Source organism: Streptomyces sp. NPDC092952, assembly GCF_044754785.1.
In the GTDB taxonomy this organism is placed as follows: domain Bacteria; phylum Actinomycetota; class Actinomycetes; order Streptomycetales; family Streptomycetaceae; genus Streptomyces.
In genome coordinates this window covers 100,418-120,496 of record NZ_JBIVPT010000019.1, presented here as the reverse complement: position 1 = coordinate 120,496, position 20,079 = coordinate 100,418, and the positions used below count along the sequence as shown (strand labels likewise).

16 protein-coding genes are annotated in these 20,079 nt (G+C 72.0%); 5 read left to right on the top strand and 11 right to left on the bottom strand.

What is annotated here, in order from left to right:
* Window positions 1-179 precede the first annotated feature (179 nt).
* Window positions 180-1,202 (bottom strand): phosphotransferase family protein, encoded by a 1,023-nt coding sequence (locus ACIQGQ_RS31360; RefSeq protein ID WP_402402174.1) that lies wholly within the window; start codon window positions 1,200-1,202, stop codon window positions 180-182.
* Window positions 1,203-1,548: 346 nt separating this feature from the next.
* On the opposite strand from ACIQGQ_RS31360, the gene ACIQGQ_RS31355 reads away from it, so the two are divergent.
* Both ACIQGQ_RS31355 and ACIQGQ_RS31350 read left to right on the top strand, forming a co-directional pair.
* Window positions 1,549-4,290, top strand: coding sequence for an SdrD B-like domain-containing protein (locus tag ACIQGQ_RS31355; RefSeq protein WP_402402171.1), 2,742 nt, complete (start codon window positions 1,549-1,551; stop codon window positions 4,288-4,290).
* Between the two features lie 146 nt (window positions 4,291-4,436).
* The gene (locus ACIQGQ_RS31350) at window positions 4,437-5,264 is read left to right on the top strand and encodes a hypothetical protein (protein WP_402402168.1); all 828 of its coding nucleotides are present in this window, start codon (window positions 4,437-4,439) and stop codon (window positions 5,262-5,264) included.
* Window positions 5,265-5,317: 53 nt separating this feature from the next.
* Here ACIQGQ_RS31350 and ACIQGQ_RS31345 read toward each other — a convergent pair whose 3' ends face one another.
* Window positions 5,318-6,685: a nitrous oxide reductase family maturation protein NosD gene (locus tag ACIQGQ_RS31345; RefSeq protein ID WP_402402166.1), complete on the bottom strand. Its 1,368-nt coding sequence runs from the start codon at window positions 6,683-6,685 to the stop codon at window positions 5,318-5,320.
* Window positions 6,686-6,715: 30 nt separating this feature from the next.
* Here ACIQGQ_RS31345 and ACIQGQ_RS31340 point away from each other — a divergent pair, with 30 nt between their 5' ends.
* The gene (locus tag ACIQGQ_RS31340; protein ID WP_402402163.1) at window positions 6,716-7,924 is read left to right on the top strand and encodes a Dyp-type peroxidase; all 1,209 of its coding nucleotides are present in this window, start codon (window positions 6,716-6,718) and stop codon (window positions 7,922-7,924) included.
* Window positions 7,925-7,974: 50 nt separating this feature from the next.
* Here ACIQGQ_RS31340 and ACIQGQ_RS31335 read toward each other — a convergent pair whose 3' ends face one another.
* Both ACIQGQ_RS31335 and ACIQGQ_RS31330 read right to left on the bottom strand, forming a co-directional pair.
* Entirely contained in the window at window positions 7,975-8,370 is a 396-nt protein-coding gene (locus ACIQGQ_RS31335) for a cupin domain-containing protein (RefSeq protein WP_402402161.1), read from the bottom strand.
* Window positions 8,370-9,815 carry an MFS transporter gene (locus ACIQGQ_RS31330; RefSeq protein WP_402402158.1) on the bottom strand — a complete coding sequence of 482 codons (1,446 nt, stop codon included), beginning with the start codon at window positions 9,813-9,815 and terminating at the stop codon, window positions 8,370-8,372. Before ACIQGQ_RS31330 ends, ACIQGQ_RS31335 begins: the two co-directional genes overlap by 1 nt.
* A gap of 58 nt (window positions 9,816-9,873) precedes the next feature.
* On the opposite strand from ACIQGQ_RS31330, the gene ACIQGQ_RS31325 reads away from it, so the two are divergent.
* Window positions 9,874-10,542, top strand: coding sequence for a TetR/AcrR family transcriptional regulator (locus ACIQGQ_RS31325; RefSeq protein ID WP_402402155.1), 669 nt, complete (start codon window positions 9,874-9,876; stop codon window positions 10,540-10,542).
* Window positions 10,543-10,737: 195 nt separating this feature from the next.
* Here the strand turns inward: ACIQGQ_RS31325 and ACIQGQ_RS31320 are convergent, their stop codons facing one another.
* From ACIQGQ_RS31320 to ACIQGQ_RS31290, 7 genes are all read right to left on the bottom strand, one after another.
* Entirely contained in the window at window positions 10,738-11,757 is a 1,020-nt protein-coding gene (locus ACIQGQ_RS31320) for a carbon-nitrogen hydrolase family protein (protein ID WP_402402153.1), read from the bottom strand.
* A 124-nt stretch (window positions 11,758-11,881) separates the two neighbouring features.
* Entirely contained in the window at window positions 11,882-12,670 is a 789-nt protein-coding gene (locus ACIQGQ_RS31315; protein ID WP_402402150.1) for an SAM-dependent methyltransferase, read from the bottom strand.
* A 233-nt stretch (window positions 12,671-12,903) separates the two neighbouring features.
* Window positions 12,904-13,107: a (2Fe-2S)-binding protein gene (locus ACIQGQ_RS31310; protein WP_402402147.1), complete on the bottom strand. Its 204-nt coding sequence runs from the start codon at window positions 13,105-13,107 to the stop codon at window positions 12,904-12,906.
* Window positions 13,104-14,813 (bottom strand): AMP-binding protein, encoded by a 1,710-nt coding sequence (locus tag ACIQGQ_RS31305; RefSeq protein WP_402402144.1) that lies wholly within the window; start codon window positions 14,811-14,813, stop codon window positions 13,104-13,106. Before ACIQGQ_RS31305 ends, ACIQGQ_RS31310 begins: the two co-directional genes overlap by 4 nt.
* A gap of 14 nt (window positions 14,814-14,827) precedes the next feature.
* Window positions 14,828-16,798, bottom strand: a complete 1,971-nt coding sequence (locus ACIQGQ_RS31300; protein ID WP_402402141.1) for an FAD/NAD(P)-binding protein — start codon at window positions 16,796-16,798, stop codon at window positions 14,828-14,830.
* A complete protein-coding gene (locus tag ACIQGQ_RS31295) occupies window positions 16,795-18,129 on the bottom strand; it encodes a methylaspartate mutase (protein WP_402402138.1) in 1,335 nt (444 codons plus the stop codon). Before ACIQGQ_RS31295 ends, ACIQGQ_RS31300 begins: the two co-directional genes overlap by 4 nt.
* The gene (locus ACIQGQ_RS31290) at window positions 18,126-18,608 is read right to left on the bottom strand and encodes a cobalamin B12-binding domain-containing protein (protein ID WP_402402135.1); all 483 of its coding nucleotides are present in this window, start codon (window positions 18,606-18,608) and stop codon (window positions 18,126-18,128) included. The genes ACIQGQ_RS31295 and ACIQGQ_RS31290 overlap by 4 nt, the downstream gene beginning before the upstream one ends.
* Window positions 18,609-18,938: 330 nt before the next feature.
* On the opposite strand from ACIQGQ_RS31290, the gene ACIQGQ_RS31285 reads away from it, so the two are divergent.
* Window positions 18,939-20,078 (top strand): hypothetical protein, encoded by a 1,140-nt coding sequence (locus tag ACIQGQ_RS31285; protein ID WP_402402132.1) that lies wholly within the window; start codon window positions 18,939-18,941, stop codon window positions 20,076-20,078.
* Window position 20,079 lies beyond the last annotated feature (1 nt).

Below are 20,079 nucleotides of genomic sequence, written 5' to 3'. Positions count from 1 at the left end.
GCGCTTCACGGTAGATGACAAAGGTTCCTGTGCACAGGAATCTGTGCACAGGAACCTCTGCAATCGTTGGGATGGCTGAAATCCAACCGCTCGCGGGCTGCTCCCGACGTCGGCTCACGGCCGGGCGCGGCGCCGCCGTTCGGGCCTGCTCCAGGGCGGCTGCGACCGGGGCGCCGAGGTCACCGGCAGTCGCCGCGCAGCCCCGACTCCACGTCCTTCAGCGCCGCGACGAGTTGGGGGCCCACATGGCTCCGCGCCCAGGCCAGGTCAGCCTCACCGGCCTGTCGGGGCTCCACCTCGACCAGCATGACCAGATAGAGATAGGTCCGGTAGAGCGCGAGCCGCAGGCGCACCGAGCCGTCGAACACGACCGCCCCGCCCGCATGCGCGTAACCGGCCAGGAACGCCGTGTCGTCCTCCATGTCGGCGAAGAGTGCCAACGACACGAAATCGGCCACCGGATCGCCCCAGAACATCCGCTCACCGTCGATGAGGCCGCTGACACGACGGTCACCGGGCTCCCCGGCGAGGAGCAGATTGCCCTGCCAGAGGTCGAAGTGGACCAACGCGGGCCGCGTGACGTCGTCCAGTACGCCGGAGGCGGCGGCGAGCACGGCCCCGATCTCCCCGATGGGGCGCGGCAGCCACGGCGCGTACCGCTTCGCGTCGGCCAGTACGGCCGCGGTCATCGCGGTGAACGCCTCCCGCCAGGTGGGCGCCAACGGCCCCCACGGCTCGGCGGGGTATCCGAATCCCGGCCCGGTGACCGTGTGAAGCCGGGCCACGATCTGCCCCAACTCCCTCCGCAGATCCGTCCGTTCGGACTCCTCCAGGGAATCTGCCGCCTCGTGCCAGGGAGTTCCCGGGCAGGCGGTCATGATCAGGTACGGGTCGGTCCCCGCACCGTCCCCGGTCTCGCTGTGGACGACCCGGGGTACGACGCCGACGTCCAGGGCCGTCGCGGCGGACTCGTAGAAGGCGACCTCGCCGGCCAGCAGCGCGCGTTCGTAGGTCAGGCCCTCGGCCGCACTCGGCGGCATCTTCAGCACCCAGTCGCATCCCTGGTCCAGCGCGATGCGAACGACCGTGTTGTAGGTGCCACCGGAGAGCGGTGTGTACCGGGCCGTCGCACTCCCCCGCACCCCGGCCCTCCTCAGGACGGCCTCGGCCGCCGCAACGGTTTCCTCGTACGACGTGCTCACTTCCCACTCCTTCACAATGGGGCCGATCCCGGCGCCGTTCCCCCGCGCGGAACCGGCACATGAGTGCGATGCGCGGGCCACGGACGTCCGGCCCGGCGCCCCCATACTGCCCTCACCAGCGCACGGACAGGTCCGGGCCACCGCACACGCGACAACACCGCCGGCTTTCCGGAACACGGATCGCACCCGCCCATGAACAACTTCGCCATTCCCCCACGATCTTTCCCAAAGCACCTCTAAGATCGCGGCCGAGGCGGTTCTCCGCATCTCTATGTACTCCCTCACGAGCAGGGCATCAGGCCCTTCTGAACGCTGAGAGCGGGAGATGACAGCTACGAATGATCAAGTGAAGGCCGCGCCCGCGCCGCGTCGACGACGGCCGGGCGCGCCCGGCCGTCGGACCGTCGGCAGCCTGGCCGCGCTCGCCCTGGGGATCGGCGGCAGTTCGCTGGCCGTCGCGCCCGCGGCCCACTCGCAGACCGAGGACGGTTCGGTGACGGTCCGGGTGATCCGGGCCGTGGACAACACCGGAGTGTGGACACCCGCGCTGGAACCGGGTCTCGCGGGCGTCAAGGTGACACTCACCGACGACTCCGGGACGGGCATCGAGGGGGTCACGGCCGCCGACGGCACCGTGACGCTGACTCCGGCCGCGGGCGGCTCCACCAACGGCAGGTACCGGGTGCAGGTGGTGAATCCGAAGCCGGGCGTCCTGTTCCCGGCCTTCGCCTCACGCCAGGGGCTCGACGGCGCACCCAACCAGTTGAGCAGCAACGAGGAGTTCGTCGACCTCTCCGACCAGAAGAAGGTGGCCTACACCACGGGGCTGTGGAACCCGGCCGACTACTGCCAGAAGAACGCACCTTTGGTGACGACCTGTCAGCCGACCACCCGCGAGGGCGGATCACAGCGCACCCTGGTCTCCTTCCCGTACGGCGCGCGCGGCCAGGACGGTGTCGACGTCCACGTCACGGACGTCGCCACCAACTCCGAGACCGGCACACTCTTCGGCATCGCGTGGAACAAGGCCGACAAGCGGGTGTTCTCCTCGGCCGTGGCCAAACGCACCACGGACTACGGTCCGGGCGGCGCCGGAGGCATCTACGTGACCGACCGGGCGCAGAAGAGGACCACCCTGTTCACCGTCGTCCCGGACGCCGGAACGACGGCCCACGGCCAGGGCACCGACGACGCCTTCCTCGCGACTCCCGGCAAGGAGAGCCTGGGCGGCATCAAGATCACGGACGACGGCAAGGACCTGTTCGTCGTCAACCTCAACAACCGCAAGCTCTACCGTTACGACGCCACCGCCGACACCGCCTCGGCGCCCGAGTCCGCCAAGGCGATTCCGGACCCGGGCTGCCCGGCGGCGGTGGACTGGCGCCCGTTCGGCCTCGGTCTGCACGACGGGGTCGGCTACGTCGGCGGGGTGTGCTCCGGCGAGTCCACCGGGAAGGCCGCGGACCTGCGTGCGGTGGTCCTTCCCTTCGACCTCGACACCGGTGCCTTCCGCGAGCCGGTGCTGGACCAGCCGCTGGACTACCCCCGCCAGTCCACGGTCGGCGGACCCCCGTGCGACGGTCCCGGCTGGTTCCCCTGGACCAACACCTTCCCGACCTCGCAGAACGGTCAGGCCTGCCGGAGCTATCTGGCCCAGCCCGAACCGGAGCTGGGTGAGATCGACTTCGAGACCGACGGGTCCATGCTGCTGGCCTTCCGCGACCGCTTCGGCGACCGCGCCCCGGCCGGCCCCACACCCGGCTCGGTCGGCAACGTCCTGTCCGGCGGCGACCTGAACAAGGCGTGCCCGGTGGACGGACACTATGTGATGGACACCAACAACGGCTGCGGGCTCTCCCCCCGGGGCACCCGGTTCTTCGACACCAGCCGCATGGGCTCCCACCACAACGCCTCCTTCGCGGGCATGGCGTTCTCCCGGGTCGAGGACACCATCGCGACCGGCGGATTCGACCCCAACAGCACCGCCTTCGGATACGGCACCACCTTCGTCAAGCGCGACGGCACGCAGGACCCGCAGTCCGGCCTGCGCCTGAACCCGCCCGGGACCGCGGCCCCGTTCGGCAAGGGCGCCTCGATGGGAGACCTGGAGGTGCTCTGCGACCAGGCCCCGCTCCAGATCGGCAACCGGGTCTGGTACGACCCCGAGCGCAAGGGCATCCAGAGCCCGGGCCAGCGCCCGGTCGTCGGCGCGACCGTCCATCTGTACGACGAGTCGGGCAAGCTCGTGGGAACGGCCGAGACCACGGCACGGGGCGAGTACTACTTCGACGACTCCAACGTCACCGGCGGCCTCCTGCCGAGGACGAAGTACACCATCCGCCTCGACGAACCCGCCGACTACGCCAAGGGCGGCCCGCTCCACCAGTGGGTGCCGACGGAAGCGGATGTCGGCGACAACCACTTCATCGACTCCAAGGGCATCGTCCCGCGCGATGCCCGCTTCCCGGAAAGGGCGTTGACCACCGGCGGGCCCGGGGAGAACGACCACACCTACGACTTCGGCTTCCGGCAGCAGGAGGGCGAGCTGCGCCTGATCAAGCACGACCAGGACGGCAAGGCGCTGGCCCGGGCGAAGTTCCAGCTGTGGAAGGAGACGAACGACTCCGACGAACTCCAGACCGACGGGACCGATCCGGACACGAAGGTCGGCGAGCCGTGCATGACCGGAACCGACGGCCTCTGCCACGGTACGGGCGCGCCCGGCACCTACTACTGGCAGGAGGTGAGCCCGCCCAAGGGCTATGCCGCCCCGGACGTCGCCGTGTTCGGGCCCCTCGTAGTGACCGACGAGAACCTCGACGACGGGGTCTCGGTGACAGCCGTCAACAAGCGGCTCCCGGGCACCGGGCCGACACCCACGGCACCCGCGACACCGGGCCAACCGGGTTCCCCCGGCGCACCGGGCGCACCAGGGGCTCCGGGCACACCGGGCCACACCTCCGGCTCCGGCCTGGCGGCCACCGGCACGAGCCTGGTGCCGCTGGCCCTGGCGGGCTGTGCCGCGCTCACCGTCCTCGGTGCGGCCCTGGTCGTACTGATGCGCAGGCGAAGGGCGCAGCACCGCTAGGGCTCGTCCCGGAGCGGAACACGCCCTGACCCCGTGTCGGGGCGACCGGCGCCGGTGACCGGCCGGGCCGGTTCGGGCGGGTTCGCGGACCAGTGGTCCGCGGGCCCGCCCTTCTGTGCGAACGACCGATGGGAGAAGGCGACCACATGGCTCGGAAGAGGAAGGCCGACGACCGGACACCGCGTCGGGCCCTCTGGCGGAGAACACTGATCGCGGTCACGGTGTGCGGCGCGGCGGTCGGCGGCCTGGTCCTCTACCGGGTCCGGTCCGACGACACCGCCACCGCCGCCGAGCGGCCGGTGACGATGGAGGAGGCGTCGAGGCTGGCCCTGTCGCGGCTGAATCTGTATGAGGCGAGCCCCGTGGCGGTCACCCTGACCGCTGCCGAGGGCGGCGGGGTCGTGGTCCGGGTCGAGGGCGTCGTGGACTACCGGAAGCACCGCGCCGTGGGAAGGTACCGGATCACCGGGGCCTCCGGTACCTCCGGCCCCGCCACCGGCGAGCTCGACCGCGGCCTGGTCGTCTGGGACAGCGGCGGCCTCGGTCTCGCGCCGACGTCCGAGGACGACGGCAGCCCGCCCTGGCGGCAGGCCGAGCACATCCCGCGCTCGGGCTGGTCCCCCCGCTCGTACACGGCCGATCCGCTGGACGCCGGGCTCCGGCTGCTGATCGAGCTGGGTGCCGACCGCCCGGACAACCCGCTGCTGCTCGCCCAGTCCGGTGCCCGGCTGCTGGGCCGCGACCGGATCGACGGCCGGGGTTACGACCGGTTCGCCGGGCCGCGCGCCCAGGGTTCCACACCCGGTGCGGAGCCCGGCGGCGGGCGGTCGCCGTTGACGTACTGGGTCGACGGTGACGGCGGGCTGCGCCGGGTGACGATGCGGATGCCCGGCCTGGGTACGCCGACCACGGTGGAGTTCTCCGGGCGCGAGAGCCGGGCGGAACTGCCCGAGGCGCCGTGGAGCGCCGGCTGACGGCAGCGGGGCCACGGCTCCGCCACCGTCTCCCGTACCGCACCGCGCCGTGCTCAGTGTGTGTGCGGTACGGCGTCCGCGTTCTTCGGGAGGGGGTAGTCGGCCATGTCGACGGCGCCCGGCAGCCCGGTCGCCGGGCGCCCCGGGACCGTCGGATCCGGCATGGACGGCTGCGCCGGTGGGGCCGGGACGCGGCTGAACGGCACACCCGGCGGTGCCTGCACCGACGCGGTGCGGCCCGTGGGCAGCCTGCCCCGGCCCCGGGTGCCGCAGCCCGCGCGGTTCTCCAGGGCGCCCGGGCTCTGGGTGCCGGGGCGGTTGCCCGTGAAGCAGTTGCCGGGGTCGGCGGAGGCCAGCACGAGGTCGACGCCGTTGCCGGTGGCGCGGTTGCCCTCGACCTGGTTGCCGCTCGCCGGATGCCCCGGCGGGTCGGTGACGATCACTCCGGCCGCGCGGTTGCCGCGTACCAGGTTGCGCTGGACGCGGTTGCCGGTCCCGCCTCCGATGCCGATTCCGATGCCGAAGCCCCCGTCCGCCTGCTCCGGTGTGTCGGCCGCGTTGTTGTCGGCGACGGCGTTCCCGGCGATCACCGCGCCGTGCTGCGGGGCGAGGGCTTCCAGGTCGTTGGAGTTGACCGTGACGCCGACCCGGTTGCGGACGACGCGGTTGCCCAGCACCGACAGGTTGTCCGAGGCGTTGGTCAGTTCGATGCCGACCGCGTTGCGCTCCACCGTGTTGCGGTGGACCAGGGTGTTGCAGGGCTTGCACTGGCCGACGTAGATGCCCGAGTCGGCGTGCCCGGAGGCGTAGGAGTCCTCGATCACACCGTCGCGCGCGTCGAAGGCGTAGATGCCGTACAGGCCGTTGTTGTACGCCGTGACCCGGCTCGCCCGAAAGCCCCGGACGGGAGGGAAGCGGGTGGTGTCCAGCGGGTCGTAGGCGGAACCGCCGGCGCCGCGCTGCTGCAACCGCTCGTCGGTGACTCCGGTGAACAGGACGCCGTTGGCTAGGTATCCGTGCACGGTGAGGTTCTCCACCACCGCTCCGGCGCCGGTCACGGTGACACCGTTGGCCCGGCGCAGACCGCCGTCGAGGACCACCTTGTTGCGGTCCGTCCCGCGGAGCACCAGGCGGTCCTTGGTGATGCGCACGCTCTCCCGGTACACACCGGGTCCGACCAGCACCGTCTCGCCCGCGCGGGCGACGTCCACCGCCTGCTGCACCGTGCGGAAGTCCTGCGGGACCCGCAGTACGCTCCCCGCCGGATGCCGCGCGTCCTCGGACTTCGCTCCCGTGCCGGAACATCCGGTGGCCGCCAGCACGGCCGAGACGGCCAGTGCCGACAGCCTCAGCGTCGCCCGGAACGCCGCTTTCCGTAATGCCGAACGGTTCAACAGGCTTGCTGTGGACAGGGTTTGCATGGCAGATGTTTTATCGTCTCCAATAGGGCTATGCCCACCGAACAGGGAAATGCGCAGGATCCGCCCCGCCCCCCGGCGACCGGTCCAGGACGACGGCGGGCCCTGTTCGCGGCCGGGGCAGTGCTCGCCGTCGGGGCCGGAGCGGCGGCCGATGGACTGGTGAGGAACGACCGGGCGGGTGGTGGTGCCTCCGGCCCCCCGGGGGCGAGCGCCGCGATTCCCTTCCACGGCGTCCGGCAGGCCGGGGTCACGGCTCCCCAGCAGCCGGCGACGCAGCTGCTCGCCCTCGACCTCCCCAGGACTTCGGCCGCCGCCGGGCGGAAGGCGCTCCGCGGTGTCCTCGGCGAGCTGACCGGGGTACTGGCCACCGCGGCCTCCGACACCCCGAAGGACCTGCGGCTCCAGAGCGGTGGCACGACCCGGCTCACCTCCCTGGTCGGCATCGGCCCCGCGCTCGCCGACCGGCTCGGGCTCGATGTCCCCTCCGTTTTGGGCGAGTTGCCGCCGTTTCCCGGTGACCGTCTCGACCCGCGCCGCAGCGGCGGCGACCTGCTGGTCCAGCTCTGCGCGGCCGACCGCTGGACGCTCACCGTGGTCGCCGAACTCGTCGTCGGGGCCGCGCGCACGGCCGGGGCCGTGTGCCGCTGGAGCCAGTCCGGCTTCCTGCCGCCCACCGCCCCGGGCACCACCCCGCGCAACCTCTTCGGCTCCAAGGACGGCACCGCCAACCCCGATCGCGCGGCGGCCGAGCAGTGGGTCTGGGGCCCTCCCGGAGCACACGGGAACGGCACCGTCCTCGTCTACCGCAGGATCCACATGGACGTCACCGGCTTCGCGGCCCTCCCCGAGAGCCACCGTGACCGGGCGGTCGGCCGCCGCACCCGCGACGGCGTCGCCCTCGGCGGCACCGCCGAGCACGACGAGCCGGACATCTACGCCAAGCACCCCGACGGTTCCTATGTCGTTCCCGCCACCGCCCATGTGCGCCTGGCCAGCCCCCGCTTCGACGGCGGCGCCCGGATGCTCCGCCGCAGCTACAGCTACGACGACGGGCCGGACGACCGGGGCCTCCTCTTCTGCGCCTTCATGCGCGACCCCGGCCGGTTCACCCGCGTCCAGAACCGCCTGGCCGACCGTGACGCCCTCAACCCGTTCCTCCAGCACCGGGCCTCGGCCGTGGCCTACGTCCTGCCCGGCGCGGCACCCTCCGGGTCCCTCGGGGACCAGCTGTGGACGTGAGGCACGCTCGGGCCGGGGCCAGGGACGACCGGGGACGGGGGCGTCGGGGGTCAGCGCGGGTCGGTGCGCCTTTCGAGGCGCGTGCCGTGGCGAAGGGTGACCGACATCAGGTCACTGGGGGCGTCCAGTTCCAGACGGTGCCAGCGGCCACGGGGAACGATCACGGCAGTACCTGCCCGCAACCGCACCATCTCCTCCGCCCCGTCAGGCGTAGTGGGACTGAAGTAGAGGCGAACGCCACCGCTCAGGCAGCACACCGCTTCCTCGGCCTCCGGATGCATCTCCCAGTGGTCGGCGTGGACGTCGGCATCGGTCTCCACGTGGAAGGTCGCGATCTGCCAGGCGTTGGTGTCACCGTTCGTCATCTGCCGTTCGGCGGCTCGGACACCTCCGTCGGGGCGGAACTGCAACGCGGAGGAGAAGAGGTCGACGAGGGCCGTCGTCATTACAGGGTTCCTTCCGGTCGGTTCGTCGTCACAGCGATCGGTTGCGAGTCAGGTACGGCGGCCCGGCTCCGGGGCAGCACCCCGATCGCCACGACCGCCGCGAGCACGAAGAGGCAGGAGGCAACGGCGAGGCTCAGGGCGTAGCCGCCGTTGAGCGCGGCGGGGTCGGTGGCCGGGCCGGTGCGGAGCGCGGCGACGGTGGCCAGGGCGGCCAAACCGACACAGCCGCCGAGTTGACGGGAGCTGTTGAAGAGGCCGGAGGCCATGCCTGCTTCCCCGGAGGCGACGCCGGCTGTCGCGGCGGCGGCGACCGGGGCCAGGACCAGTCCGACACCGACGCCGGTGACGAGGCAGGGGCCGAGCACGTCGGTGAGGAAGCTGCCGCCGGGGCTGATGCAGGCGAACCAGGCCAGGCCCACGGCGGCCAGCAGGGCGCCGGGCACCAGAGCCGCTCGGGGGGTGCGTGCCGCGGTGACGCGGGTTGCCAGGACGGTGCCCGCGACCAGGCTGGCGGAGAAGGGCAGGAATGCGGCACCGGTGGTCGCGGCGCCCAGGCCCAGGACCTGCTGCATGTACAGGGACACGAAGTAGGCCGCAGCGAACTGCCCGGCCGCGGCCAGGAAGACCAGCAGGTTGGCGCCGGCCACCCAGCGACTGCGCAGCAGGCCGAGGCGGAGCAGCGGCTCGGCGGCCCTTGATTCGACGAAGGCGAAGGCGGCCAGGAGCGCGGCCGCCGCGACGAGCGTCGCCACGGTGGCCGGGGACGCCCATCCTCGGGTGTCGGTGCGGACGACGCCGAACACCAGCAGCCCGACTCCGCCGGTCGCGAGGACCGCGCCGAGTACGTCCAGCCTTTCGCGTCGGCCGGTCCGGGCCCCGGCTGTTCCGACTGCCATGACCAACACGAGAGCCGCCGCGACGATGGGCAGGTTGACCAGCATCACCCAGCGCCAACCCGCGTACTCGGTCAGCAGACCACCTGCCAGTACCCCCAGTGCTCCGCCTGCGGCGTTCACCGCGCTCCACACCCCGAGCGCCCGCACCCGCCGGGGGCCCTCGGGGAAAACGGACATGAGCATCCCCAGCGCTGCCGGGGCGGCCGCGGCAGCACCCAGCCCCTGGCCGGCACGGGCGGCGATCAGTTGCCAGGGGGCCTGGGCCAGTCCGCCCGCCAGCGAGCACAGCCCGAAGAAGGCCAGACCCCCCATGAGCAGCCGACGGTGGCCGTACAGGTCGCAGGCGCGGCCCCCCAGCAGCAGGAGCCCACCGAAGGTGAGCGCGTAGCCGTGCACGATCCACGACAGATCGAGCGGCGCGAATCCCAACGCGGTGCGGATCACCGGCAGTGCGACGTTGACCACCGACATGTCCAGGGCGAAGACGAACTGGGCGACGGCCGCGGCCGCCAGCGCCACCCCGGGTCGTCCTCGTAAATTTTTATACATGTAAAGAAACTAGCTTCGGGGGACCGCGACTGTCGATACCTGGGGAATGATGGGGGACATGCCGCAGCCGCCCGCACCGCACAGATCCCCTGGCAGACCGCCCCGTCTCTCCCGGGAAGAGGTCATCGGGACGGCCCGCCGGATCGTGACCGAGGAAGGTGTGGACCAGCTGACCATGCGGCGGCTGGCCACGGAGGTCGGCAGCACGCCGATGGCGCTCTACCACCACGTCCGCAACAAGGAAGAGCTGCTGGTCCTGCTACTGGACGACTACGCCGCGCGGGCGTTGCGTCGGCCCGAACCGCCCGCCGACCCCCGCGAGCGCGTCGTCGGCGCCGCCGCCGCGGTCCATGAGGCGCTCGCCGCCTGTCCCTGGATCGTGGAGGTGCTGACCGCCGATGACCTGATGTCGGCGTCCGCGCTGTGGTTCGTCGAGCAGATGGTCGACGGCCTGGTCGAATGCGGACTGTCCCCCGAGCGGGCCGTGCACGGCTACCGTGCGATCTGGTACTACACCGCCGGAGAGATCGTGGTCCGGGCGACAGCGGCCCGGCGGCGCGCGGACGACGACCGTGCGACCTACCGGGAGCAGGTATTCGGCGGTCTCGATCCGGACGAGCTGCCCCGGTTGGCGGAGGTCGCCGACCGCTGGGCCCCGCTCACCGGCGACGACACCTACATGGACGGGCTCCGGGCCCTGGTGTCCGGTCTCCTCGCCACCCGTTGAGGGTCCACCGGCGCCGATCGTCCGGCCCGGTGCATCAGCGATGTACCTCACCCACCCCGCACCGCACATCGGAGGGCCGCTGTGCTCCGTGAAGTCGATGGTGCGGGCCACGCCGTTGAAGGGATCCGGCGCGGCCTCCGACGGGAACCTGCTCCGGCGGCCCGCACCCCCGGGTCGGTGTGCGGGCCGCCCCGGTCAGTCCGTTCCGTCGGTGGTGGCGGGCCCGTCGTCGTCCGGGGCCAGGGGCCAACGGTGGTCGGTCTCGTCGTGCCAGAGCGGCCGGTGGTCGACGCGCAGGCCGAGGATCTCCGGTCGTGCGTAGTGGCCGCGCGAGTCGACCCAGACCTTGACGGCGTTCAGGTCGTCGAGGTCGATCTCCGCCGTGACGAGCCGTTCCTCGGGGCCGGTGTGCGGGCCCGCGAGATACTGGGTGAAGGGGTGGATCACCGCCGACCAGCCGCCGCCCTCGGTGATGTGCTTCTGCGGGCCGAGGTTGGCCGCCATCCAGTCCAGGCACGTCCGGTCGACCGGATTGCCCGCGGAGACCACGAACGCCTGGGCGGTGAGGGCGTGGGTCTTCATCATCGCGTCGATCTGTACGTCGGCGACGGCCTCGAAACCGGCCATGGTGGACAGTCCGGGCCAGGCCGCCGCGTGGATCTCCTGCCCCTGGGCGACCAGGGCCTGCCGGGCCAGGTTCATGGTGTGCTCCCAGCAGGCCAGACCGCCGATCCTGCCGAGCGCGCTGTCGAACACACGGAGCGTGGCGCCGCCGCCCTGGGCCCACACCATGCGTTCCGCGTAGGTGGGCTGGAGCTTGCGGTGCACTCCGAGCAGGGTCCCGTCGGGGTCGATGAAGACCTGGCTGTTGAAGCAGGTACGGGTCGATGCGAGGCGTTCGCTGACGCCGAGGACCACCCCGGTACCCGCCCGTCGGCAGGCCGACCGGACCCGGGCGATCTCGGGGCCCGGCACCTCGACGGACGCCCCGGCGTAGGCGGCGTCGGCCCCCTGCTGGTCCAGCGGGGCGTACGCCTCGATCCAGTACGGGTAGCCCGGCACGAAGGTCTCCGGGAACACCAGCAGGTCGATGCCTTCCCGGCCGGCCCGCTCGATCAGGGCGACGGCCTTGTCGACCGTCGCCCCGGTGTCCATGAACACCGGGGCGGCGTGGACCGCCGCGACCGTTCGTTTCCTGGTGGCGGGAGCGGGCATGGGACCTCCTCGGGAGCGGCACGGCCGGCACGGGCCGGTGGCGCGCAGTGTGCCACGGTTCACCGCCGTGCACGGGCGGCTCCGCCGCTCACCCGCCCTTCCGTGGACGCGGCGGGGCGGCCCGTCATTTACGGGCGACGAAACCCCACTGGTCGACCGGCTCGGAGGTGTCGTCGCCCGGCTCCGGGCGCCACAGCGAAATGGAACCGAACCCCGGCTCCACCAGCTCCATACCGTCGGCGCTCGCGAGGATCTCCTCGGGCCGGCGCACCAGGTAGGGCGGGGTGTCCCCCGCCGCGTACGCCTCCTGGGCCGCGAGTGTCTGCGGGGTGGCGACGGTGTCGCACAGCACCAGGTGGCTGCCCTCGGGCACACCGGCCAGGTACCGGCGCATGAGGTCGATGCCGGCCTGAGGTTCGACGTGGCCGAGGGTGGACAGCACCATGACGGCCACCGGCCGGGTCATGTCCAGGGTCTGCGCGGCTTCCTGGAGCACCCGCTCGGCGTCGAGCATGTCGGCGTGCACGTAGTCCGTCACGCCTTCCGGCGCGCTCGTCAGCAGGGCGCGCGCGTGGGCCAGGACCAGCGGGTCGTTGTCGACATAGACGATGCGCGCCGTCGGCCGGATGCTCTGGGCGACCTCGTGGGTGCTGTTCTGCACGGGGAGGCCGGTTCCGATGTCGAGGAACTGGGTGATTCCCGCCTCACCCGCCAAGTACCGCACGGCACGGGCCTGGAAGGCGCGCGACGCCCGGGCGAGATCCCGGGTCTGGGGATAGCTGGCGATGACCTGGTCGCCCAGCTCCTGGTCGACGGGGTAGTGGTCCTTGCCGCCGATCCAGTAGTTCCACACGCGGGCGGAGTGCGGTATGCCGCTGCGGATCTCGGCTTCGAGCTCGGAGCTGGTGTTCATGTTCCTTCTCGCTTCATGTCGTACGCGTCGCGGTCCAACCCGATGGTGATGTCGTAGCCGTCGCGAAAGGCGTGCGGTTCGTCCTCCGTACGGCCGAATCGTATGCCGTGCCATGTGCCCGCGATGCCAACTGATCGTATTGCCCGATGGGTTCGTGACGTCTGGCCGGTCACCGCTTCCCACGGCCGGGCCCGGTCCCGTCGCCGTGCCGGGCGACGGGACCGGGCGCGCGGCTACCGGGCCGAGGAGGCGGGCACCGCGGCGGCCCGCTCGGCCAGCACGTCCTCGATGTCGACCACGCAGTCGCCGCAGCCGGTGCCGGCCTCCGTGGCCGTGCCCACCGCGGTCACGTCCGTGGCTCCCGCCGCCACCGCGGCCACCACCTCGGACTCGGGTACGTGGGCGCAGAGGCAGAGCAGCGGGTCCGGCGCGCTCACCGCGCTCCTCCCTCCGCGCCGAGCCATTCGTGGACCGTGCCCGTGCTCCGCGTGCGGTCGCGCAGTTCGGCGCGGCGGATCTTTCCTGAGGCGGTGAGCGGGAGTTCGGTGGTGAACTCCAGCAGCCGCACCCACTTCTCGCTCGGCAGCAGCCGGGTCATCTCGTCGAAGACCATGCGCGCCGTCTCCGCCCCGGGGTGGTGCCCGCGGGCGGGGACCACGTACGCCTTGGCCTGCCACAGACCCACCGGATGCGGTACCGGCACGACTGCGGCCTGGCCGACGGCGGGACTGTGCAGCAGAGCGCGCTCCAGCTCCAGCGGGGAGATCCGGTTGTCGAAGGACTTGAACATGTCGTCGGTGCGTCCGACGTACGCGTACGAGCCGTCCTCGTGCCGCAGCACCAGATCGCCGGTGTGGTAGTGGCCGTCCCGGAACGCCTGAGAGGTCTTGGCCTCGTCGCCCGCGTATCCGGTCATCATTCCGGCCGGCGCGGGCGACAGCCGCACGCAGAGCTCCCCCGGGGTGCCGTCCGGTACCTCGGCCCCGGTCTCCCGGTCGAGCAGTCGCAGGTCGTACCCGGGAAGCGCCCAACCCATCCGGCCGGGGCGGACGGTGCGGCCCGGCGGGTTGCCGATCTGCGCCGTCGTCTCGGTCTGCCCGAAACCGTCCCGCACCTGGAGCCCCCACGCCTCGTGCACGGCGTGGAAGAGCGCGGGTTCCAGCGACTCGCCGACCGCGGTGGCCTCCCGCAGTGCCGGCGGCCGGGGCCCCAGCCCCTCCTGGACCATGCCGCGCCACACGGTGGGCGGTGCGCACACCGTGGTGATGGCCCGCGTGCGCAGCGCGGTCAGCACCTCCCGCGGCCCCGGCCGGGGGGTCGCCAGGGCGACCGCGGTGGCCTGCGCGCTCCACGGCACGAAGAAGGAGCTCCAGGCGTGCTTGGCCCAGCCCGGCGCGGAGACGTTGAGGTGCCGGTCCCCGCGGCGCACGCCGTTCCAGTACATCCCGGAGAGGTGGCCCACCGGGTAGCTGAGGTGGGTGTGCTCCACCATCTTCGGGCGGGACGTGGTGCCCGAGGTGAAATAGCGGAAGAGCGGTTCGTCGGACCTCGTGGGTCCGTCCGGCACGAACTCCTGCCCGGCCCGCAGGGATTCCTCGAACGGCAGCCACCCCTCGGCCTCCCCGCCGACCACCAGCCGCGTCCAGGTGCCGCCGATCCCGTCGAACCTCGGCACCGTCCCGGCCTCCGCCACCACGTGCCGGATCTCCGCGCGCTCGATCCGGTCGGCGAGTTCGGGGCCGGTCGTCGTGGTGTACGTGGGTACGACCACGGCACCGAGCTTCATGGCTGCGAGCAGCGTCTCCCAGAGTTCGACCCGGTTGTGCATCACCACCAGCAGGTGGTCGCCCCGGCGTACTCCGATCCCGCGCAGCCACACGGCCACCTGGTCGGAGCGGCGCGACATGTGCGCGTAGGAGACCTCTGCGTCGGCCGAGCCGTCCGCGGCGGGCCCCAGGACGCGCAGCGCCGGCGCCGTGCTGCCCTCGGCGACGACGTCGAACCAGTCCAGGGCCCAGTTGAAGTGCTCCGGGCGGGGCCAGGCGAAGGCCCGGCGGGCCCCCTCCAGGTCCTCCCGGTGCTCCAGTAGTACATCCCGTGCCGCCCGGAAGGCGCGGGTCGCCTCGGACTCGTCTCGGGGCATGTTCGTCGGCCCTTTCATGCTCGTGCGGCGACACGCCGCTGGGTGTGCGCGTCGTCGGTGGTCCGGGTGGGGAGCAGTTCGGCCGCCACCGCGTCGGCCACCTTTCGGAACTCGGTGTTCAGTCCGGGGCGCCCGTTGCCGATCTGGGTGAACCAGCGCACGTGCTCGGTGGGGATTCCCAGGGCGAACAGGCCGCGGTGCGCCCTGCCCTGCGCGTCGACGACCCGGAACGAGCCCCGCTCGACGTCGAGCCCGCCGGTGGCGAACTCCTCGCCGGTGGCCGGGTCCCGGTTGACGAACTGCCGTACCAGTCCGTCGGAGAGCAGCTGCCGGGTCAGCGGCGAGAGGTCCCGTCCCAGGTCCGGTGAGGGAATCCGGGCGTCGACGAACACATCGGCCCATCGCCGGGACCCCTCGACCTGGGGCGAGTGCGCCGTGAACCGACCGGCTTCCTCGTCCGTCCCGAACTCGGTTCCCGGGCCCGCCACTTCGACGATCCCGCAGTCCATCAGGGCCAGCAGTTGCTCCGTGCGGACCATGGGCGGCCCCGCCGAGAGCAGCGCGTTGACCGGTACGTAGCCGCGGCGGAAGTCCCGGTCGTACGACCCCGGCAGCAGCCCTCCGTAGTCCACCGCGGAGCGCAGTACCCCGCGAAGATCGCGCAGGGTGTCCAGAGCCGCCTTCAGCGGTCCGTCGACCGTGCCCAGGGCGGCCTCGTCGAGGTCCTTCCGGAGCACGTCGACGACCCGGTGGCGCCACTCCCGCGGATCGCCGAAGCGCTCGCCCTCGAAGGGCCTGGCCAGGCGGCGCAGGTCGAGCTCCGGGGCGTCGGCGAGCCCGGCCTCCGCGACCGCCCCGGTGCCGTCGCCTCCGGCGTGCACCTCCGACGCGTAGCGGGAGGCGAACTTCTCCGCCGCCTGTGCGCCGTGCCGGGAGCGCATGAGTCCCGTGTAGTAGACGTGCCGGATCTCCTGTTCCACCAGGGGCAGCAGGTCCTCGCCGAAGTCGAGCTGCCCGCTGCCGCCCGCCCGCCTGCGCCGGTCCCGGGCCGCGGCGACGGCGTCGTCGGTCAGGAAGGCTCCCCGGTGCACGTAGTTGGGTGCCTTCTGGCTGTGGCCGCGGGAGGGAATGGGCAGTCCGCTGCGGGAACCTGCCACGATCGTCGGCTCGCTCCCGTCCGGCTCGTAGCGCAGCCGGTCGTTCCCGTCCCGGACGAACCGGCCGCCGCGCCCCACCGTCAGTGACATCAGCACGTCGTAGAAGGACAGGCCCATTCCCCGCACGGCGACGCTCCCGCCGGAGGGCACCAGTGCGGCCAGGTCCATGTCGGCGGCGGAGTTGCCCTGGACGTAGTGCACACCGGGGCGCCCCTCGGCGAATTCCGCCATGGCCCCGTCGAACGCGTCCGGCTCGTTCTCCGGGTGGCCGGTGGCGAGCACCACCCGGTCGGCCTCCAGGGCGCGCCGCGTGTCCATCGACACCAGGTAGCGCCCGTCCTGGCCGGGTCGGACCGAGGTGACCCGGCCGACCACCGGTATCAACCGTATGTGTGGCGGCATCTCATCGGTGAGTGTTCGGTAGACGAACCGCAGATATCGGCCGTACTCCAGGCGGGAGGCGAAGTCGTGCGGATCGTGGCCGTCCCCGGGGCGTGCCCGCTCCGGGGCGTACTCGTGCAGCCACTGTCCCAGCGAGGGGCCCGCGCCGGGACGCGGGCGGCCGCCGTCCGGCCCTCCGGAGAACATGGTGACCTGGCCGATCACCGTGTTCATCGCGAACCAGGGCTCCTGGTCCGTGCGCCAGATGCGGCCGGCTCCGACCTCCACGGAGTCCACGGCGTAGATGGTGACGGGGCTGGGGTCCTGCTCCGCGGTCTCGCGCAGCCGCACGGCCAGCCGCTCCAGGACCGACAGCCCGCGCGGCCCGGTGCCGACGACCACGATGGTGTGGGGCTCCTGCCGGGACGGTGCCTGAGATGTGTTCACAGCGCACTCCTTGCGTCGTGTGGGAAGAGGTGTTCCGGGCCGTTCGTGTCGTCGCGCGTCCAGTCCAGGGGTTCGCTGTCGTAGACGGTCTGGATGTGCGAGAGCATCCCCAGCAGGTCGTCGGCGCGTGTCCCCCCGTGCCCCGCCGCCCGCGACGGGCGGATCGGCATGGCGCCGGTGCGGAGCCAGTGGAGCCGGCCGTCGCCGCCGAGCACGCCACGGGCACGTCGGGCGTTGTCGTCGTGCAGGCAGTACGGGACGTCGAGAAGGCCGCGCGTGAACGCCGTGACGAGCGCCCGCCCGATGTCGGGGCCGAGTTCGAGCACCGCCTCCACGAGCGTGCGGGCCTCGTCGAGCACGCCGTCGTCGGGTGCCGGGCCCAGGAGGTGGAGCCCCTCGGCACGAGCCTGCCGGGCCGCACGGGCGGCCGCTTCCAGGGAGCGCACATTGTCCCGGACCGTGGGGATCCGGTGCGCCTCCGCGGGTGTCTTGACCAGCAGCCGTTCGGCGCCGGTGCGCACGGCAAGCCGGGCGCTGTCGCGCAGCAGGGCCATCGCCCCCGGCTCGGTACGCGGGAAGACCCCCATGTACGTGTAGAGCACGATGTGGCGGCGGACATCGCCCAGGTACTCGTCGGACAGTCGGCGCAGCGCGGCTACGGCGGCGGCGTCCTGTTCGAAGTCCGTCTGCTGGGCGTAGCTCAGCGAGACGTCCCGCAGCCCGTGCTGGCGGAAGAAGAGCCCCTCCAGCAGCGACAGGGCCACCAGCAGCGAGGGCGGGCACAGCTGGCCCAGCATGCACCCCCCGAAGGTCTCCAGATGGGCTGTGGGCGAGCGTTCGGCCAGAAGTTCGCAGCACCGCGCCCATGCCTCGACGGATTCCCTCAGCGGCGTACGGCCGTAGGGGAGGCAGTACGAGACCGGTCCGCCCTCGGTGGCGTCCAGTCCGGCGTCGAGCAGGGCGCCCACGATCCCGAGCGGGCGGGCCGAGCCGTGCCGTACCTGGACGGGGAAGCCGTCCAGGTCCCGGAGGAGTTCCCGGGTGACCGCCGGTCCGTGGGTGATAATCGGGTAGCCGTTGAGTTCCTCGCCGGCGCGTACCGCGCGCCGTGCCGCGCGCAGGTCGCCGACCCGGGTGTAGCTGTCCAGGGTGAGGGTTCCGGCCGTGCGGGCGCGGCTCCGGTGGACGGCGAGGAGGCCGGCCCGCATGGCGGACGGCTCGGCGATCCCCATCCGCGGCTGCACCACGAGCTCGCCGGTCCGGGCCGCCTCGGCCACGGATCGGCCGAAGGACGGGGTGGCGGTGTTGGGGGCTGTTCCCCGGACACTCACCGGCTGCCCGCCGCGAGCAGGGTGCCGGCCGGCACGGTGCTCACGTAGTGGCAGAACTCCCTCATGCCGGAGCCGTTCTCGAAGACCGCGGTGAATCCGGCTTCGAGGAGTTCCGGTGCGTACGTGCCGGCGGCCGCGGCGCGAGTGCCGATCGTGCCGCCGATGACCACGGGGAGTCGTTCCCATCCCTTCAGGGCCCGCAGCCGGCGGATCATCCGTGCTCCGTCCGCGGCTCCGTGGCCGTTGACCGTGCTGATGACGACGAGGTCGGGGGCGTAGTCCCGGCACCGCGAGATCAGCAGCTCGTCGGGCACACAGGCACCGACGTTGTGCACTTCGTGTCCCCATTCCTCCAGCAGCAGCTGGAGATAGACCAGATTCCAGGTGTGGGAATCGGAGGAGACGCTGGAGAGGAGTACGCGACGACCCCGGCTCGCTTGGGGGACTACCTGCTCAGGTCCTGTCTCGGACGACACCATGGGCGCTCCCTTCCGGGAGATGAGGGGGCCTCCGTACCTGGCACCCGCGGCACTGTGCAGGCGGGTCTCTCTCGTGACCGGCCGCCTTGTACGTGCCGTGCGGAGCGAGGAAGGAAAAGCCCGAGCGGGTTCCGACGCGCCGAGCCTAGGCAGGACCCGGTTCCCGGCGCGCCCTCATCTTCCTGCAATGCAGCTAAGTGATTGCCAGATCCTCTGGCGATGCGGCTCGACTTCCCCGCAGACTCTTGGAAGTTCCGCATCTCATCGCGAGGAATACCTGCCGGAAATATGCACAGGGTTTCCCCGGAAAGAAGAAGGAGCAACACCATCATGGAATCCATGCCCATCTCCCAGGGCCCCGCCCCGTTCCCGCTCGACGAAAACGGAATGCGACCGGTCGAAGTGCACTGCCACGGTTTCGGCGACGTGGACTTCTCCGACTTCACACGCGTCGACCTGGACCGGCTGGACATGTGGTGCGCCGGCGAGGGCGTACTGGCCCTTCCGACGATGTATCTGCATCGTGACCGCCTCGGGGAGTTCGAGGACTTCATGCGGCGGTACGCCGCCAAGCGCGCGGACGGTCTGCTCACGCACATACCCGGAGTGGCGCTGGAGGGGCCGCTGCTCTCGCACCGCGGCGGCACCCCGCAGTCCACGGTGTGGGCGCCCAGCCGGGGCGAGTGGGAGCGGCTGGCCTCGCTCGGCGACCACGGGCTGGTCTACACGGTGGTCTCCCCGGACGCCTACTCGCCCGAGTCGGTGCTGCAGGACGACCCCCACCTGCGGGAGAGCGACTTCGAGTGGATCGTGCCCACCCTGCTCGCGCACGGTGTCCGCCCCGCGCTGGGGCACTTCACCCGTGACGACCCGGCCCGCAGCGCGGCCACCGTCGACGCCATCGTGGAGACCGCCCACCGTTCGGAGTGGAACGGCACGGGTGTGCGCGTGACCACCGACCACCTCTTCAACGACATGCCGCTCAACATCCGGCACGCCTTCCGCACCGACCGGGCACGGGCCCAGCGCGACGAGGTCATCGCCTCCTACGACCTGCCGAACTGGACCCTGGACAACATCGCCGAGATGGCCGGGCCGGTGCCCGGAGCCATCATCAAGCAGGCGGTCGACGGCCGGATCTCCGCGTGCATCAACTTCGACGGCGAGCACGTGGATCTGGCCCTGGCCACCCGCGCGGTCCAGCTCATGGGCCCCCGCAACGCGATGATCATGACCGACCGCTGCGACTCCGCACGGCTCGGCGGACGCTCGCTGCACCACACCGGGGACAACGCGCTGTGGTACGAGGAGAACGGCGTGGTGGCCGCCGGTTCCCGGCCCCTGGTCCGGCACATCGCCAACGCCAAGGCGCACGGGCTCACCGACGAGGACATCTCCTTCCTCGTCGCCAGGACCGCGCACCGCACCTTCGGCATAGCCGCTGCGGAACGCGTCGCGGCGGCCGTCTGAC

Bases quoted from the DNA above. Each gene is read 5' to 3' on its own strand.
- ACIQGQ_RS31285 (WP_402402132.1), top strand. From the start codon at position 18,939: ATGGAATCCATGCCCATCTCCCAGGGCCCCGCCCCGTTCCCGCTCGAC.
- ACIQGQ_RS31320 (WP_402402153.1), bottom strand. From the start codon at position 11,757: ATGCCCGCTCCCGCCACCAGGAAACGAACGGTCGCGGCGGTCCACGCC.
- ACIQGQ_RS31345 (WP_402402166.1), bottom strand. From the start codon at position 6,685: ATGCAAACCCTGTCCACAGCAAGCCTGTTGAACCGTTCGGCATTACGG.
- ACIQGQ_RS31290 (WP_402402135.1), bottom strand. From the start codon at position 18,608: ATGGTGTCGTCCGAGACAGGACCTGAGCAGGTAGTCCCCCAAGCGAGC.
- ACIQGQ_RS31330 (WP_402402158.1), bottom strand. From the start codon at position 9,815: ATGTATAAAAATTTACGAGGACGACCCGGGGTGGCGCTGGCGGCCGCG.
- ACIQGQ_RS31325 (WP_402402155.1), top strand. From the start codon at position 9,874: ATGCCGCAGCCGCCCGCACCGCACAGATCCCCTGGCAGACCGCCCCGT.
- ACIQGQ_RS31335 (WP_402402161.1), bottom strand. From the start codon at position 8,370: ATGACGACGGCCCTCGTCGACCTCTTCTCCTCCGCGTTGCAGTTCCGC.
- ACIQGQ_RS31350 (WP_402402168.1), top strand. From the start codon at position 4,437: ATGGCTCGGAAGAGGAAGGCCGACGACCGGACACCGCGTCGGGCCCTC.
- ACIQGQ_RS31340 (WP_402402163.1), top strand. From the start codon at position 6,716: ATGCCCACCGAACAGGGAAATGCGCAGGATCCGCCCCGCCCCCCGGCG.
- ACIQGQ_RS31315 (WP_402402150.1), bottom strand. From the start codon at position 12,670: ATGAACACCAGCTCCGAGCTCGAAGCCGAGATCCGCAGCGGCATACCG.
- ACIQGQ_RS31305 (WP_402402144.1), bottom strand. From the start codon at position 14,813: ATGCCCCGAGACGAGTCCGAGGCGACCCGCGCCTTCCGGGCGGCACGG.